The organism is Halarchaeum sp. P4, assembly GCF_051195175.1.
Lineage (GTDB): Archaea > Halobacteriota > Halobacteria > Halobacteriales > Halobacteriaceae > Halarchaeum.
Map to the genome: position 1 here is coordinate 41,752 of NZ_JBNTKC010000004.1, position 13,814 is coordinate 55,565.

Annotated in this window: 15 protein-coding genes; 7 read left to right on the plus strand and 8 right to left on the minus strand. The window is 67.9% G+C overall.

The genetic code is table 11. From position 1 onward, the window contains the following. The first annotated feature begins 15 nt into the window (after nt 1-15). Entirely contained in the window at nt 16-687 is a 672-nt protein-coding gene (locus tag ACQUS8_RS13280; protein WP_435101875.1) for an AIM24 family protein, read from the plus strand. 352 nt (nt 688-1,039) lie between these two features. Continuing rightward, nucleotides 1,040-2,431 carry a TrkH family potassium uptake protein gene (locus ACQUS8_RS13285; protein ID WP_435101877.1) on the plus strand — a complete coding sequence of 464 codons (1,392 nt, stop codon included), beginning with the start codon at nt 1,040-1,042 and terminating at the stop codon, nt 2,429-2,431. 40 nt (nt 2,432-2,471) lie between these two features. On the opposite strand, the gene ACQUS8_RS13290 is transcribed toward ACQUS8_RS13285, so the two are convergent. From ACQUS8_RS13290 to ACQUS8_RS13320, 7 genes are all read right to left on the minus strand, one after another. Further along, nucleotides 2,472-3,452 carry an AAA family ATPase gene (locus ACQUS8_RS13290; RefSeq protein ID WP_435101879.1) on the minus strand — a complete coding sequence of 327 codons (981 nt, stop codon included), beginning with the start codon at nt 3,450-3,452 and terminating at the stop codon, nt 2,472-2,474. After that, entirely contained in the window at nt 3,445-4,509 is a 1,065-nt protein-coding gene (locus ACQUS8_RS13295) for a DUF4350 domain-containing protein (RefSeq protein WP_435101881.1), read from the minus strand. The genes ACQUS8_RS13290 and ACQUS8_RS13295 overlap by 8 nt, the downstream gene beginning before the upstream one ends. After that, nucleotides 4,510-4,785 carry a hypothetical protein gene (locus tag ACQUS8_RS13300; RefSeq protein ID WP_435101883.1) on the minus strand — a complete coding sequence of 92 codons (276 nt, stop codon included), beginning with the start codon at nt 4,783-4,785 and terminating at the stop codon, nt 4,510-4,512. A 59-nt stretch (nt 4,786-4,844) separates the two neighbouring features. After that, the gene (locus ACQUS8_RS13305; RefSeq protein ID WP_435101885.1) at nt 4,845-5,921 is read right to left on the minus strand and encodes a sensor histidine kinase; all 1,077 of its coding nucleotides are present in this window, start codon (nt 5,919-5,921) and stop codon (nt 4,845-4,847) included. Further along, nucleotides 5,911-7,389, minus strand: a complete 1,479-nt coding sequence (locus tag ACQUS8_RS13310; RefSeq protein WP_435101887.1) for an ATPase domain-containing protein — start codon at nt 7,387-7,389, stop codon at nt 5,911-5,913. The genes ACQUS8_RS13305 and ACQUS8_RS13310 overlap by 11 nt, the downstream gene beginning before the upstream one ends. A gap of 52 nt (nt 7,390-7,441) precedes the next feature. Next, on the minus strand, nt 7,442-7,900 hold the full coding sequence (gene lrp, locus ACQUS8_RS13315; RefSeq protein ID WP_435101889.1) for an HTH-type transcriptional regulator Lrp: 459 nt from the start codon (nt 7,898-7,900) through the stop codon (nt 7,442-7,444). 182 nt (nt 7,901-8,082) lie between these two features. Beyond that, a complete protein-coding gene (locus ACQUS8_RS13320; RefSeq protein WP_435101891.1) occupies nt 8,083-8,874 on the minus strand; it encodes a class I fructose-bisphosphate aldolase in 792 nt (263 codons plus the stop codon). A gap of 94 nt (nt 8,875-8,968) precedes the next feature. On the opposite strand from ACQUS8_RS13320, the gene ACQUS8_RS13325 reads away from it, so the two are divergent. The 5 genes from ACQUS8_RS13325 to ACQUS8_RS13345 all read left to right on the plus strand — a co-directional run bounded on the left by ACQUS8_RS13325 (nt 8,969) and on the right by ACQUS8_RS13345 (nt 12,670). Then, nucleotides 8,969-9,709, plus strand: a complete 741-nt coding sequence (locus ACQUS8_RS13325) for a sporulation protein (protein ID WP_435101893.1) — start codon at nt 8,969-8,971, stop codon at nt 9,707-9,709. Nucleotides 9,710-9,741: 32 nt separating this feature from the next. After that, a complete protein-coding gene (locus ACQUS8_RS13330) occupies nt 9,742-10,677 on the plus strand; it encodes an alpha/beta fold hydrolase (RefSeq protein WP_435101896.1) in 936 nt (311 codons plus the stop codon). Between the two features lie 326 nt (nt 10,678-11,003). Then, entirely contained in the window at nt 11,004-11,552 is a 549-nt protein-coding gene (locus ACQUS8_RS13335) for a hypothetical protein (RefSeq protein WP_435101899.1), read from the plus strand. Between the two features lie 40 nt (nt 11,553-11,592). Next, nucleotides 11,593-12,195 carry a TetR/AcrR family transcriptional regulator gene (locus ACQUS8_RS13340; RefSeq protein WP_435101901.1) on the plus strand — a complete coding sequence of 201 codons (603 nt, stop codon included), beginning with the start codon at nt 11,593-11,595 and terminating at the stop codon, nt 12,193-12,195. A 43-nt stretch (nt 12,196-12,238) separates the two neighbouring features. Next, nucleotides 12,239-12,670 (plus strand): hypothetical protein, encoded by a 432-nt coding sequence (locus tag ACQUS8_RS13345; RefSeq protein WP_435101903.1) that lies wholly within the window; start codon nt 12,239-12,241, stop codon nt 12,668-12,670. Between the two features lie 54 nt (nt 12,671-12,724). Here ACQUS8_RS13345 and ACQUS8_RS13350 read toward each other — a convergent pair whose 3' ends face one another. Continuing rightward, complete coding sequence (locus tag ACQUS8_RS13350) at nt 12,725-13,654, minus strand: sulfide-dependent adenosine diphosphate thiazole synthase (RefSeq protein WP_435101905.1); 930 nt, start codon at nt 13,652-13,654, stop codon at nt 12,725-12,727. Between the last annotated feature and the right edge of the window lie 160 nt (nt 13,655-13,814).

Consider the following 13,814-nt stretch of genomic DNA (forward strand, 5'->3'; position numbering starts at 1 on the left):
CGTGAGGTCCCACCAATGGAGTTAGAGGAATTCGTCGAAGCGAACGAGCCCGGAGAGAGCGGCGAGCGATTCGAACTGGAGAACGACAAACTCCTCGACGTCGACGTCGATGGCACCGTCATCGCGAAGGCCGGATCGATGGTCGCCTTCGACGGCGACCTCTCCTTCACGGGCAAGTCCTCCGCGGAAGGCGGCGTGATGGGGTTCATCAAGGAGAAGGCCTCCAGCGAGGGGACGCCCGTGATGGAGGTGTCGGGCGACGGCCATCTCTACCTCGCCGACCAGGGCAAGGAAGTTCAGTTGCTCTCGCTCGACGAGGACGAGGCCATCTCGGTGAACGGCCCGGACGTCCTCGCGTTCGAGGCGTCCGTCTCCTACGAGATCTCGGTCGTCGGGAGCCTCGGCGGTGCGTCCGCCGCCGGGTTGACGAACGTCTTCCTCACCGGCCCCGGCATGGTCGCGATTACGACGCACGGCGACCCGCTCGTCCTCACGCCGCCCGTCCGCACCGACCCCGAGGCGACGGTGGCGTGGAGTCGGAACCTCTCGCCGAGCGTCGAGACGAACCGGAGTCTCAGCGACCTCGTCGGCTCCTCCTCGGACGAACGCTACCAGCTCGTCTTCGAGGGCGATGAGGGCTTCGTCGTCGTCCAGCCCTACGAGGAAGGCCCGACGAACCCAGCCTGACCGACCAGACTCGGCCCATCCGCCGTCTTCGACGTGACGGCGAGACGGACGAAACCGTATGCTTCGGCGGCCCAGCGACGGACGCGTCACGAAGTGTCGCGCGACTCCGATGAGCGAGTGTCGACACCGGACGTTCGAACGGAGCGGAGTATGCCGAAACGCCCATTTCCCCGGGTAACGACGGCACGAGTAATCAATGGGTCGCACGCGGAGCACTCACGTCAGTTATCGAGTGAGCGTCGCCCACGCCGGAACCGTCCTCAAATATATCGGCGTCGCGCCGCTGTTCCCGCTCCTCCTCTCGCTGTACTACGGCGAAGACCCGCTCCCCTTCGTCGCGGCCAGCGTCGTCATGGTCGGAAGTGGACTCCTCCTCGAGCAGATCAGTCACGACGGGGACTTCGGCAACCGGGAGGCGTTCCTGTTGGTGAGTCTCGCGTGGCTCCTCGTCCCTCTCGCAGGGACGATTCCGTACCTCGTCGCCGGGGTCGGAACTATCGCGGACCCGGTGAACGCGCTCTTCGAGAGCATGAGCGGGTTCACGACGACGGGGGCGACGGTACTCGGCGAAATCTCCGTCGAGAAACATGGCTACGCGATGATGATGTGGCGACAGCTCACCCAGTGGCTCGGCGGCATGGGGATTCTCGTGTTGATGGTCGCCATTCTCCCGAAGCTGTCCGTCGGGGGCGCACAGGTCATCAATCAGGAGGCCCCCGGGCTCGCGTTGGAGAAACTCACGCCGCGCATCCAGCAGACCGCGAGAGCACTCTGGGGTATCTACGTGGGGTTCACCGTCCTCGCCGTCGCCGTCTATTACGGCCTCCATCTGGTCGGTGTCGCACCGAATATGGACTTCTACAACGCGGTCGCACACGCGCTGACGACGATGCCGACCGGGGGGTTCTCACCGGAAGCACGCAGTATGGAGGCGTTCGCGCCCGCGGTTCAGTGGGCGGTGATGCCGTTCATGCTCGTCGCGGGGACGAACTTCGCGCTGTTCTGGTACGTCCTGCAGAACGAACCGCGGCGACTCACCGACAACACCGAGTTCCGGTCGTACCTGCTCGCGATCGCGGGCTTCAGTGCGGTCATCACCGCACTCCTCTTCGGGGGCGTCGGACTCGCCACCACCCCGGCGAACATCGGGGTCATCCCGGGGAACTTCGAGAACTCGCTTCGCCAAGGGTTGTTCCAGGTGCTCGCCATCGTGACGACCACGGGATACGCGAGTATGGACTTCAACACGTGGGACGCCTCCGCACAGACGATCCTGTTCTTCGCATACTTCCTAGGTGGGTCAGCGGGTTCCGCGGCCGGTTCCATCAAGATCGTTCGATGGGTGCTCGTGAAGAAGTCGATCAGCCGGACCCTCTTCACGTCGGTCCATCCCGACGCCGTCAGACCGATCCGCTTCCAGCAGGAGGTCATCGACGAGGAGACGCTCCGGGACGTCTTCGTGTTCGTGCTGCTCTTCGTCGGGCTGTTCGTGCTGTCAACGATCCTCCTGTATCTCGATAGCTTCAGAACGCCGGACGTGACGATGAGCGGGCTGGAGGCGATGAGCGTCGCCATCGCGACGCTAGGGAACGTCGGGCCGGGATTCGGCGTCGTCGGCCCGATGAACAGCTTCCTGCCGTTCAGCGACGCCGCGAAGCTGTACATGGTGTTCCTGATGTGGATCGGGCGTCTGGAAGTGCTGTCCGTGCTCGTCATCCTCACGCCGACGTTCTGGACCCGATAGCGAACACCGCGAGTGCGTCGCTGGCGTCGCGTCCCGCCGCTCAGGCCTCGCTCCCCGCCTCGACGTCGAGGTCCTCCGCGCTCGGCGGCGTGACGGAGTCGAGGACGCCCTCGACGACGGCGCGGGGCGTGATGTCGCTGAGTTCGGCGTCCGTGCTCAGGACGAGGCGGTGGCTGAGCGCGGCGACGGCGAGCGACTTCACGTCGTCCGGGATGACGTACTCGCGGTCCGCGATGGCGGCGCGTGCCTTGCTGGTGCGCTGGAGCGCGAGCGCGCCGCGCGGCGAGACGCCGTGGTCGACGTCCGGGGAGTCGCGCGTCGCCTCGACGATGTCGAGGATGTAGTCGACGACGCGCTCGTCGACGAAGACGTCGCTCGCGACGGCCTGCGCGTCGGCCACGTCCTCGGGCGTGACGACCTGTTCGACGGCGTCCGGCCCGAGTTCGGGGTCGGCGTCGAAGCGCTCGAGCAACTGGCGTTCCTCCTCGCGCGAGGGCAGGCTGACGTCGAGTTTGAACTGGAAGCGGTCGCGCTGTGCGACGGGCAACTCGAAGGTTCCCTCCATCTCGATGGGGTTCTGCGTCGCGACGACGAAGAACGGCTCGGGGAGGTCGAGCGTCTCGCCCTGAATCGTGACAGTGCGCTCCTGCATCGCCTCGAGGAGCGCGCTCTGCGTCTTCGGCGTCGTCCGGTTGATTTCGTCGGCGACGACGACGTTCGCGAACACCGGCCCCTTCTGCAGGCGGAACTCGCCCGTGTTCTGGTTGTAGACGTGCGTCCCGGTGACGTCCGCGGGCATGAGGTCGGGCGTCATCTGCACGCGGTTCACGTCGAGGCCGGTCGCGCGCGCGAACAGCGAGGCGACGGTGGTCTTCGCAACGCCGGGGACGCCCTCCATGAGGACGTGGCCGTCGCTGAGGAGCGCGACCGTCAGATGCTCGACGACGTCGCTCTTCCCGATGAGGACCGTCTCGATTTCGCTCTGAAGCGACTCGTAGAACTCGGCCGCCGCGTTAGTCATTACGCGAGGATTCACGACGCCGCGTAATAACCCCTTTCACGACGCGCTCGCGCCGGTCGGCATCCCACTCCGGATGCTCCCGGGCGAGGTAGTCGTCGATGGCGTCGGCGTCCGGGCGCGGAATCGTCGCGCCTTCCGCTTCGCCGCCGACCCAGTCGCGGAGGCGGTCACGTCGCGTCCACGCGGCGATGCAGAGGAGGGCGGCGAGCGTGACGACGAGCTGGAGGACGGCCTGCTCGCGGAGCGTGAACAGCAGGCCGACGAGCGGCGGCACGGAGGCGGTGTGCGAGTAGTCGAGGAGGACGCGTTCGTGGCCGGCGAGGACGCGCGCGGCGAAGCGCCGGTTGTCGCCGCGCTCGAGCATCGCGTTCACGAACAGACTCGAGTCCGCGACGACGACGACGCGGCCCGAGTCGAGGCGCTCGCTCGCGGCGACCGGGTAGCGGCCGACCGACTCGCTCGCGTCCAGCGTGCCGTTCGCGTTCGTGTCGAGGTAGGCGCTGCGCGCGGACGTCGCGAGCACCGTGCCGTTCGCGGGCCGCGACGCGAGCGCGGTGCCGTAGTTGAAGACGAGCGTGTCGACGCCGCGCGTCAGCGGCGACCGCGTGACGTTCGTAATGCGCGGCATCGCGGGGCCACGGTCGTAGCGCCGTGGGTCGCGGAGGACGCGGCCGTCGAGACGCGTCGTCGCGCCGACACCGGCGAGGAGGTCGTTCGTGTGGTCACCGAAGTCGCCCGCGACGACGAGCGTCCCCCCGGAGGCGACGAACCCCCGAATCTGGCGGAGTTGCGCCTCCGTGTAGGGTTTGTCGGGCGAGAGGACGACGGCGACCGTGGCGTTCGCGGGCACATTCCCGTAGGCCGACGTGTTCCGGGCGACGGTGGCGCTGCGCGCGGCGTCGTCCTCCGCGAGGCCGCGCAGTTCCGCGGTGCCGTCCCAGCCGTGGTTGTACGCGCCGAAGTTGTCGCTCGAACGGACGGCGCCGAGGCCCGCGGTCGCGACGACGGCGACGACGAGCAGGGCGAGCGCGACGGTATGCCAGGGGATATCGCGCACTCAGAACACCCCCGGCGGCAGGATGGTGAGCACGCGTTTCACGACGACGTAGCCGAAGACGAGCAGGCCGAGGAGGACGATCCAGCGGAGGCGGCGGCGCCACGCTGGCGTCACCGAGAGCGGCGCGGTGAGTTCGACCACGACGAGGAAGCCGATGAGACCGACGACGAAGTAGAGCTCGTAGGTGAGCGCGCCGAGCGCGCTGAGCGCGACGAGGGAGACGAGGAGCCACGCGAGGTGGCCGACGATGAAGCGCTCTCGACGCCGCGTGGTCATTGGCTGTGGATTCGACAGCGCGGGTTTTGTAGGTGTCGTCTCCGCGAGCACGCCACGACTCAGGCGTCGGCGTCGCGCTCGGCGAGCGGGAGTTCGACGACGAACGTCGCACCCCGCGTCTCGTCGTCCTCGACCCAGACGTCGCCGCCATAGGTCGTCGTGAGCGCGCCGACGAGGTAGAGTCCCATCCCGGCACCCGAACTCTCCAAGCCCTTCACTTCGGTGACGAAGAGGCGGTCGCGAATCGCGTCGGGGATGCCGGGGCCGTTGTCCGAGACGATGACGCAGACGGTGTCCTCGCGCTCCTCGACGCGCACCGTCACCTCGGGTCGGTCCGCGGTGTTGTGCTGGACGGCGTTGTTGAGGAGATTGCGGAAGACGGAGCCGAGCAGGTCGTTCGCGACGACGGTCACCTCCGGTGGGTCCGCGACGAACTCGATGTGCGCCGCGGAGAACGCCACCTGGCACTTCTCGACTTCCTCGCGGAGCACCGTCGTGAGCGACATCGGGCGTAGCGGCACCGCCTCGTCGCCCGTCATCGTCCGCGCGATGTCGGCGGCGATGAGCGTGAGTTCGACGACGTGGTCAGCCGCGGCTTCGATACGGTCGAGCGTGGGGAGTTGCTCGTCGCTCGCGTCGTCCCGGAGCATCCCCAGCCACCCGAGGACGACCATCATGTCGTTCCGGATGTCGTGACGGAGGACGCGGTTCAATATCTCGAGTTCGCGCTCGCGGGCGGCGATCGTCTGGGACTGCGCGCGCAACCGGAGGAGCGACTCGACGCGGCCGCCGAACTCGTACTGGCGGATCGGGACGCTGACGACCCCGTCGACGAGTCGCCACAGGTCGGGGTGGTCGCGGCGAAGCGCCTCAGTGGCCTCGCGCTGGGCGTCCGGAACGAGGAGCACATACGGGAGGACGGCGCGCGCCGCCGCCTTGCGCTCGGCGAGGACGGCGCGGTGGTCGAAGAGTGCGTCCGGGTCGAGGACGCAGAGGTCGAAGTCGACGTCGCCCGGGTCACCGGTCGTGACTCCGTACCCTTCCGCCTCGAGCCACTCGCTGAGGACGCGTCTGTTCGCCGCGTCCGCGACGAGCGGGAGGACCGTCCCGTCCGCCGGGAGGGCGTCAGCGCTCACCGTCCGTCTCCGAGCGTGAGCTGCCCTCGAAGCGCGGCGTTCCGGTGAGAATGCCGGTGAGGCCTTCGAGGGGGTCGCCGACAGTGACGCCGTATTCGGTGAAGTCGATGCGGCGAATCGAGTCCTCGAAGTCGCTCGTCCGCATCTTCAGCACGCCGACGACCTTCTCCATCGACCCGTTGTACTCGAGGTAGCGCAGGAAGACGATGTTGTCCGCGAGGTTGCTCGTCGCCTCCTCGGTGACGCGGAACTGTCCGGTGATGTCGTGGACTTCGTTGGTGACGAGCGTCGTAACGCCCTGCTCGCGGAGGTAGCGGCCGATGGAGACGAGGTAGTCGACCGGCCCGCGGTCGTCGTCGAACCCGCGGAGGTTCTGCTTGAAGCCCTGGAAGCCGTCGAGGAGGACGATTTCGGCGTCGTCCTCGGTGACGGCGTCCCGAATCATCGACGTGAGTTGGTCGGCGGTGTATTCGCCGGGGCGGACTTCGACGATGTCGAGTCGGTCGCGCTCAAGCATCTCCTCGAGGCCGATGTTCAGCGCCTTCGAGCGGCGCACCATCGTCCGCTTTGACTCCTCGAAGGAGAAGATGACCGAGTAGTTCCCCCGGCCCGCCGCCTCCTTCACGAACTGCATACTCGTCGTCGTCTTCCCGGCGCCGGTCGGCCCGCTGAAGAACGTCACCGTGCCACGCTGGAGACCGCCGTGGAGGAGTTTGTCGAGTTCCGGGACGCCCGAGGAGACGCGCTCGTCGGGGAATTCGACGGCGGGCACATCGGGATGGAGGCGCGGCCACACCTCGACGCCGTCGGTCGTTACCTCGTAGGTGTGCGGGCCGCGTTTCGGCGAGGGGCCGCGGAACTTCGGGACGTCGATGGTGAGGGTGTCGCGACGCCGCTCGAGGTTGATGATGGCGTCGGTCATGAACTGGAGGTCGGTGTCAGGGGAGTCGGGCGCGGACTGGGAGGCCATCATCACGGTGGCGCCGGCGTCCCGGAGGAAGTCGAGGAGGCCGAGAATCTGTGAGCGGAACTGGTGGTCGTCCGTCGTCAGGTAGCGGAGTTCGGTGATGGGGTCGACGAAGACGCGGTCCGGGGCGCGCTCCTCGACGGTGTCGATGATTTCGGAGACGAGCGGCGGCCCCTCGACCTCGGCCGCGGAGAACAGCGAGTACGTGCCGCCTTCGGCGAACTCCTCGGCGGTTGGCGCGAGCTCGAGGATTTGGAGGGACGGCGAGTCGAGGCCGAAGTGCGCGGCGGTGCGCTCGACGTACGCGGTCGGTTCGCCGAGGTTGATGTAGAGCGCCGTCTCGTCGGCGTCGCATGCGGAGAGGAAGTGGAGGCCGAACACCGTCTTCCCGACGCCGGGCGGGCCGCGCAACAGCGCGTTCTGTTCCGTGATTAGCCCGCCACCCAGTATCGTGTCCAGTCCCGCTACCCCCGTCGATTCGCGCGCTGACGCCTCCGACATACCCCGGTGTTGTCGTGGAACTGGCAAAATGGTGGCGGGCGGAGCGACGCGGTTACTCCTCGACGTCGAGTTCGAACTGCCTGTTCTCGACTGCGGCGTTCAACACGACGCTCGTCGAGGACTCCTTGATGTCGACGTCCTTGAGCAGTTCCTTGATGAGGGCGTTCATGTCGTCGGTGTCGCGGAACTTCCCGATGGCGATGACGTCGTAGTCGCCCGTTACCTCGTAGACTGACGTCATCTGTTCGTGCTCGCGTAGCCGGTCGGTGAACTCGGGGAGCGCGCCGCCCTCGACCTTGAGCTGGAGAACGGCCGTCACGTCGTAGCCGAGTTTGTCGTAGTCGACGATGGGTGCGTAGCCCTGAATGACCCCCTCGTCTTCGAGGTCCTTCAGGTGGTTCGAGACGGTCGTGACGGAGACGTCGAGTTCTTCGGCGAGGCTGCGCAGGCTCGCGCGGCCGTCGCCGAGCAGTGCGTTGACGAGCCGAACGTCGAGATGCTCGTAGGTCATACCGGCATTCAGGCAAGATGCCATTAGAACGTGCCGACTCTGGCCGATATTTGCCGCTGCATCCAAACTATCGTCCACATTTTTCACTCGGAATAGAGTGCGTGTCCGTCCAGAACACTCCTCTCGGCGCCGACACGACGGCGCTGACGGCCCCGCCGCGACGCGTACCTCACGCGTCTCGGTCAGTCCCAGACCGCCGCGACGTCCGCGCCGTCGTGGACGATGCGGTTCAGCGCCTCGATAGTGCGTGTGACGTCGTCGGACTGCCAGACGGAGCGCCCCATCATGAGGCCGCGCGCGCCGGCGTCCATCGCCTCGGAGACCGACTCGAGCGTCCCGCGGGTGCTCCCGGTCTTCGGGCCGCCGAGCATCATCGTCGGCACGGGCGCGTTCGAGACGAGGTCGCGGAACTGGTCGGGGTCGCCCGTGTAGGGCGCTTTCAGGACGTCCGCGCCGTACTCCCAGCCCATCCGGAGCGCGTTCGCGACGAGGTCCGGGTCCGTCTCGGCCGCCGACGGCACGCGCGACCCCCACATCACGGGTTCGACGACGAGCGGCACGCCCGTCCCGCGGAGCGCCTCCGCGAGGTCGGCGACCGCCTCGATGTTCCGGCGGAAGACCTCGCGGTCCTCACGGCCGAAGACGAGGACGGTCTTCACGCCCACCGGGTCAAGCTCGAGGAGGAGGTCGGTGTCGAAGGCCTGCGTCCAGACGTCCGCGGCCTCGTCCTCGCCGGGGCGCGTCGAGAACGTCACGACGTCCGCGGTGACGACGAGGTCCGTCTCCGCGAGGCGCTCGGAATACCGGCGTGCGAAGTGCGGGCCGACGAGCAGCCCGTCCGGGTCCGCGGCGAGCACGTCGTCGAGGACGGCCGTCGGGTCCTCGAAGCCCTCGATGGCGCCGCTCGCGAGGCCGTGATCGAGCGCGACGTACACCGCGTTTCCGGAGTCCGTATCGAGCAGGTCGTAGGTCACGAGTATGGCGTCGCGGACGACCACCAAGAACGTTACCCGTGCGGCGACGACACGGCGAGTGTTTTTACGGATGGGGCGCACCATCGAGGGACACATGTCCGAATTACTCTCCCGTATCGGCATCGGCGCGGCGACCGTCGACACCCGACTGCCCTCCACGGTCACCGCCGGCGAGACTGTCACCGCGACCGTCGACGTCGCGGGCGGCGACGCCGAGCAGACCGTCGAACGCATCTATTTCGCCATCCGCACGCGCTACGAGTCGGAGGACACCTCCGGCGTCGCGACCGTCGCACGCGAGACGCTCGCGGAGAACTTCACCATCGACCCCGGCGAGGAACGCAGTTTCGAGGTGGACCTCGACGTCCCCCGCGAGACACCCGTGACGGTAGGCCACACCGAAGTCTGGGTCGACACCGGCCTCGACGTCGAGTGGGCCATCGACCCCGAGGACCGCGACCACCTCGACGTCCAGCCGAGCGAGCGCCAGCGCACCGTCCTCGACGCCATCGAGGACCTCGGGTTCTCCCTGAAGACCGCGTATCCGGAGTCCGCGCCCGGCGGCCTCTTCGACAGCGCGCGCTTCATGCAGGAGTTCGAGTACCTCCCGCGCTCCGGACCGTATCGGGGTGACCTCGACGAACTCGAAGTCGTCTTCCACCCGACCGCGGACGCCCTTGACGTCCGCCTGCAGGTCGACACGCGCGGCGGCGTCCTCACCGAACTCGCGGACACCGACCTCGACGAGCGCCTCGAACAGGTGCGCGTCACCGAGGACGACGACGTCGACAGCGTGCGCGCCGACATCGAGGACGCCATCGAGCGCAACCTCTAGGCTATTTGTCGCCCCCGGGCCAACAGTCGAGTATGCGACTTCTCAAGACGGTGGGCGCGGCCGCCGGCGCCGTGGGCCTCGCCGCCATCGCTGACCGCGCGCTCGAATCATACGCGGGCGACCTCGAACCACCATTGTCGGGCCGTCGCGGGACGTTCCGCTGGCGCGGCCTCGACGTTACGTACACCGAGGCGGGCGACTCCTCCGACCCGACCGTCGTCCTCTTCCACGGCGTGAACGCCGCCGGCTCCAGCGGCGAATACCGGAACGTCTGGGACGACCTCGCCGAGGAATACCACGTCGTCGCCCCCGACTTCCCCGGCTTCGGGACGTCCGACCGGCCGGCGCTCGACTACGACGGCGCGTTCTACACCGACTTCGTTGCCGCGTTCCTCGCACGCTACGAGAACCCCGCCGTCGTCGCGGCGTCGCTCGCCGGCGCGTACGTCGCGGGCGCGCTCGACGACGATGACGTCAACCCGCGTGCGCTCGTGCTCGTCTGTCCGTCCACGGGCGCGATGCCCGGCCCGAACCCGTGGGCGCGCGGCGTCGTCCGCGCACCACTCCTCGGCGACCTCATCGTCGACCTCGCCACCTCCCGCTACTCCATTCGTCGCTCGAACGCCGACCACGGCTACTACGACGTCGAGAACGCCGCGGACGACTGGCTCGACTACCAGTGGCGCAGCGCCCACCAGCCCGGCGCGAAGCACGCCGTCGCCGCGTTCGTCGGTGGCTACCTGAACGTCGACCTCGACCTGCGCGAGGCGCTCTCGGACTTCGACGGCCCCATCACCGTCGTCTGGGGCGCCGCCGCCGAGACGACCACGCCCGAGGAGGGCCGCCAGCTCGCCGAGGACGTCGAGGCCGACTTCGTCGAAATCGCCCGGACGGCGCTCGTCCCGCACGCCGAGCGGCCGACGGCATTCACGAACGCCATTCACGGCCGTCTCGACGCCGACGAGTAGGCGTCGCGCTCACCGGCTGAACTCTGGCAGGCGTACTCGCCACCAGGGAGACAGTACGTTTCGTGTGCTTTCGCGTCGTCGCGGACGCCACCTCAGTAGAACGCAGAGAGGATACTTCGTATGCTACCGACGATGGAGTGAACGCATACGAAATCTACTCTCACTCCCGAGGCGCCCCGGGTAAAAGCAGACGAAACGTACTCCCTCCTCCCCCTGCTTGTTAAGCAACTGGTCAGCTATCGATTCGCGACGGGCGGTCGAAGGACGCACCGCCGGGGTCGAAACCGACTTGTGGGGGCCGAGTGAACTAATCAGTCAGTTACGCGATGGGCCGAGCACGCGATACAGCGACGGACGGGGAGCGCGCCACAGACGAGGCGGTCACGCTGGCGGCTGTCGACGCTCACCTCGCGTCGCGGCGTCGCGCGGAGACGCCGCTCTCGTGCGTCGTCGACGCCGTACTGGCTGCGCGACCCGAGCGGCGCCCGACGCGGGTCGTCCTCGAGTGCGCGTCAGCGCGCTCGAACGCGCGAGACGTCGTCGCGGCGGCGAGCGCCGTCGACCTCCTGGACGCCCGGACGTTCGTCCGCTGGGTCGGCCTTCCGGAGCGCGCTCCGGCGAGCACGGACGCCGTGCTCGTCGGCGACTACCTCCACTCGCTGGCGTTCGAGTCGCTCGTCGAGACGAGCGACGGCGTCTCCGAATCCCTGCTTGGTGCCGTGACGGCGGGCGTGAGCGACCTCTACGGGGCGGAGTCGGACGCCGCCTCGGACGGACGGGACGTGCCGGCGGCGGCGCGCCGTGGCGTGTTCGCCATCGCGGACGCCGTCGTCGACGCGCTCGACGGCGGCACGCGTGGGGAGGCGTCGCGATGAACCGACGTAGCCAAAGGCCCGAGCGGCTGATGCACACGTAATGGCGGACACGTCGCGCGACGGGGAGCGGAGCGAAGCCGAGGAGGCCATCATGCGGGCGACCTATCGGGCGCTCTGCGAGCACGGCTACGCCGACCTGACGATGCGCGCCATCGCCGAGGAGTACGGCAAGACGACGGCCGCCATCCACTATCACTACGAGACGAAGGATGACCTGCTCGTGGCGCTCCTCGAATACCTGCTCGACCGGTTCGTCGCGCACGTCCACGACGTCGAGACGACCGGTCCGGAGGCGCGTCTCGAGGCCCTCCTCGATACGCTCATCAGCGAGCGTACGGACGACCACGACCTGTTGGTCGCCATCCTCGAGATGCGCGCACAGGCACCCTACGACGAGGCGATGCGCGACCAACTCGTGCACAACGACGAATACCTCCGCTACCTCCTGCGGACCGTCGTCGCGGACGGCGTCGAGCAGGGGGTCTTCGCCGCGGACGTCGACCCGTCACGGGCCGCCGAGACGCTGATGACGTTCGTGGACGGCGCGCGCACGCGCTTCGTCGTCTCGGGCGACCCCGACGTGCTCCGGCACGCCCGCGAGGCCGCCGACCGATACGTCGCGGACGCGCTGGACGCCGAGTGAGTCGTCCCCAACACCGAATACCTTGGAGTCCCGTCACGTCCGTATGGCCGACGCGCGACATCACGCTCTCCACGAGTACGTCGCCGAGAAGGCCGGTGACGCGTACCGAGTGTCGTTCTGCTACGACGCGGACGGCATGGAGATTCTCCACATTCGCGACGACCTCGCGTCGCGCGATTTGGACGAGGAACTCCCGCACGTCTACGAGCGCGTCTGCGAGTCAGGGTCGCTCGTGAGCGGGGACGACTACGCGCCGCTGGGCGAGACGCGGGCGACGACGGAAATCCACGAGCACGGCGTCGTCCTCCACTTCCCGGAGGACGGGGAGCGTGGGATGGTCGTCTCGCTCGACGTCGACGTCGCGCGCCAACTCAGCACGTTCGTCGTGGAGTGCACGTCGTTCTTGCGCCCGGCAGAAGGCGACGAATCGATAGAGGGTCGGACGAGCGCCGACGCCGACTACTGCACGGACTGACGCACACCGCAAGAAGGGAGGGCGGCGCCGTCCGTCACGTCGCTCTGAGGGGCGTCAGTCGTCGGCGGGCGTCGGGGTCGCGCCGGGGAGGTCGACGCCGGGCGCGTCGACGCCGAGTTCGTCGATGGCGACCTGCGCGGCGCGCTTCCCGGAGAGGAGCATCGCGCCGAACGTCGGGCCCATGCGGGTGAGGCCGTGCGTCGTCGCCGTGGAGAGCCCACACGTCAGGAGGCCGTCGTGGATTTTGCCCGTGTACTCGACGACTTTGTCCTCGGAGTCGGCGACCCACATCGAGTCGTGGCCGGGGGAGTCATGGCCGGGCGCGCCGTACTCGCCGTCCTCGGTCGAGTCCATGCCGGCTTCGTGCTCGTCGACGTGCTCGATGCCGGGCGCGTCGACGACGCCGCGCTCCTGGAGTTTGGAGACGACGACGGCGTCGTGACCGGTGGCGTCGATGACGAGGTCGGACTCGACCGCGATGGGGTCGACGCACGTCAGTTCGCGCGGGAGGGCGTGGACGGGCGACCAGTTCATGACGATGCCGGAGACCTCGTGGTCCTCGCGGACGACGATGTCGGTGAACTCGGTCATGTTCTGAATCTTCGCGCCGGCGTCGCAGGCGGCGTGGATGAGCGCGGAGCAGGCGTGCGGGCCGTCGGCGAGCTGGAGGCCGTCGGCCTCGTCGGCTTCCTCGTAGGGGACGCCGAGTTCGTCGAGGACGCGCTCGGCGGGCTCGCGGACGGTGAGCTTGTTCATGAGGAAGCCACCGAGCCAGAACCCACCACCCAGATAGTTGTTCTTCTCGACGACCATGACGTCGACGTCGCGCTCGGCGAGTTCCTTCGCGGCGACGAGCCCCGAGGGACCGCCGCCGACGATGATGACGTCGGTGTCGGTGTAGTCGAGGAACTCGTCGCCCCACGAGCGGGCGATGGCGTTCGTGACCTGTGCTTCCGAGGCGTCGCTGAATCCACTGAACGACATACCACCTAGTGTTACAACCGAGTATTTAGAGGTGGCGATGAGGAGCTGTCACGACTTACACGGACAGAAACCGACAAAATCGAGCATTTAGGGAGAAATCAGTTCGGCCTCGACGGCACTCGCACTGGCGCCACCGCACAGCCACGGCTGGTCGTCGCGG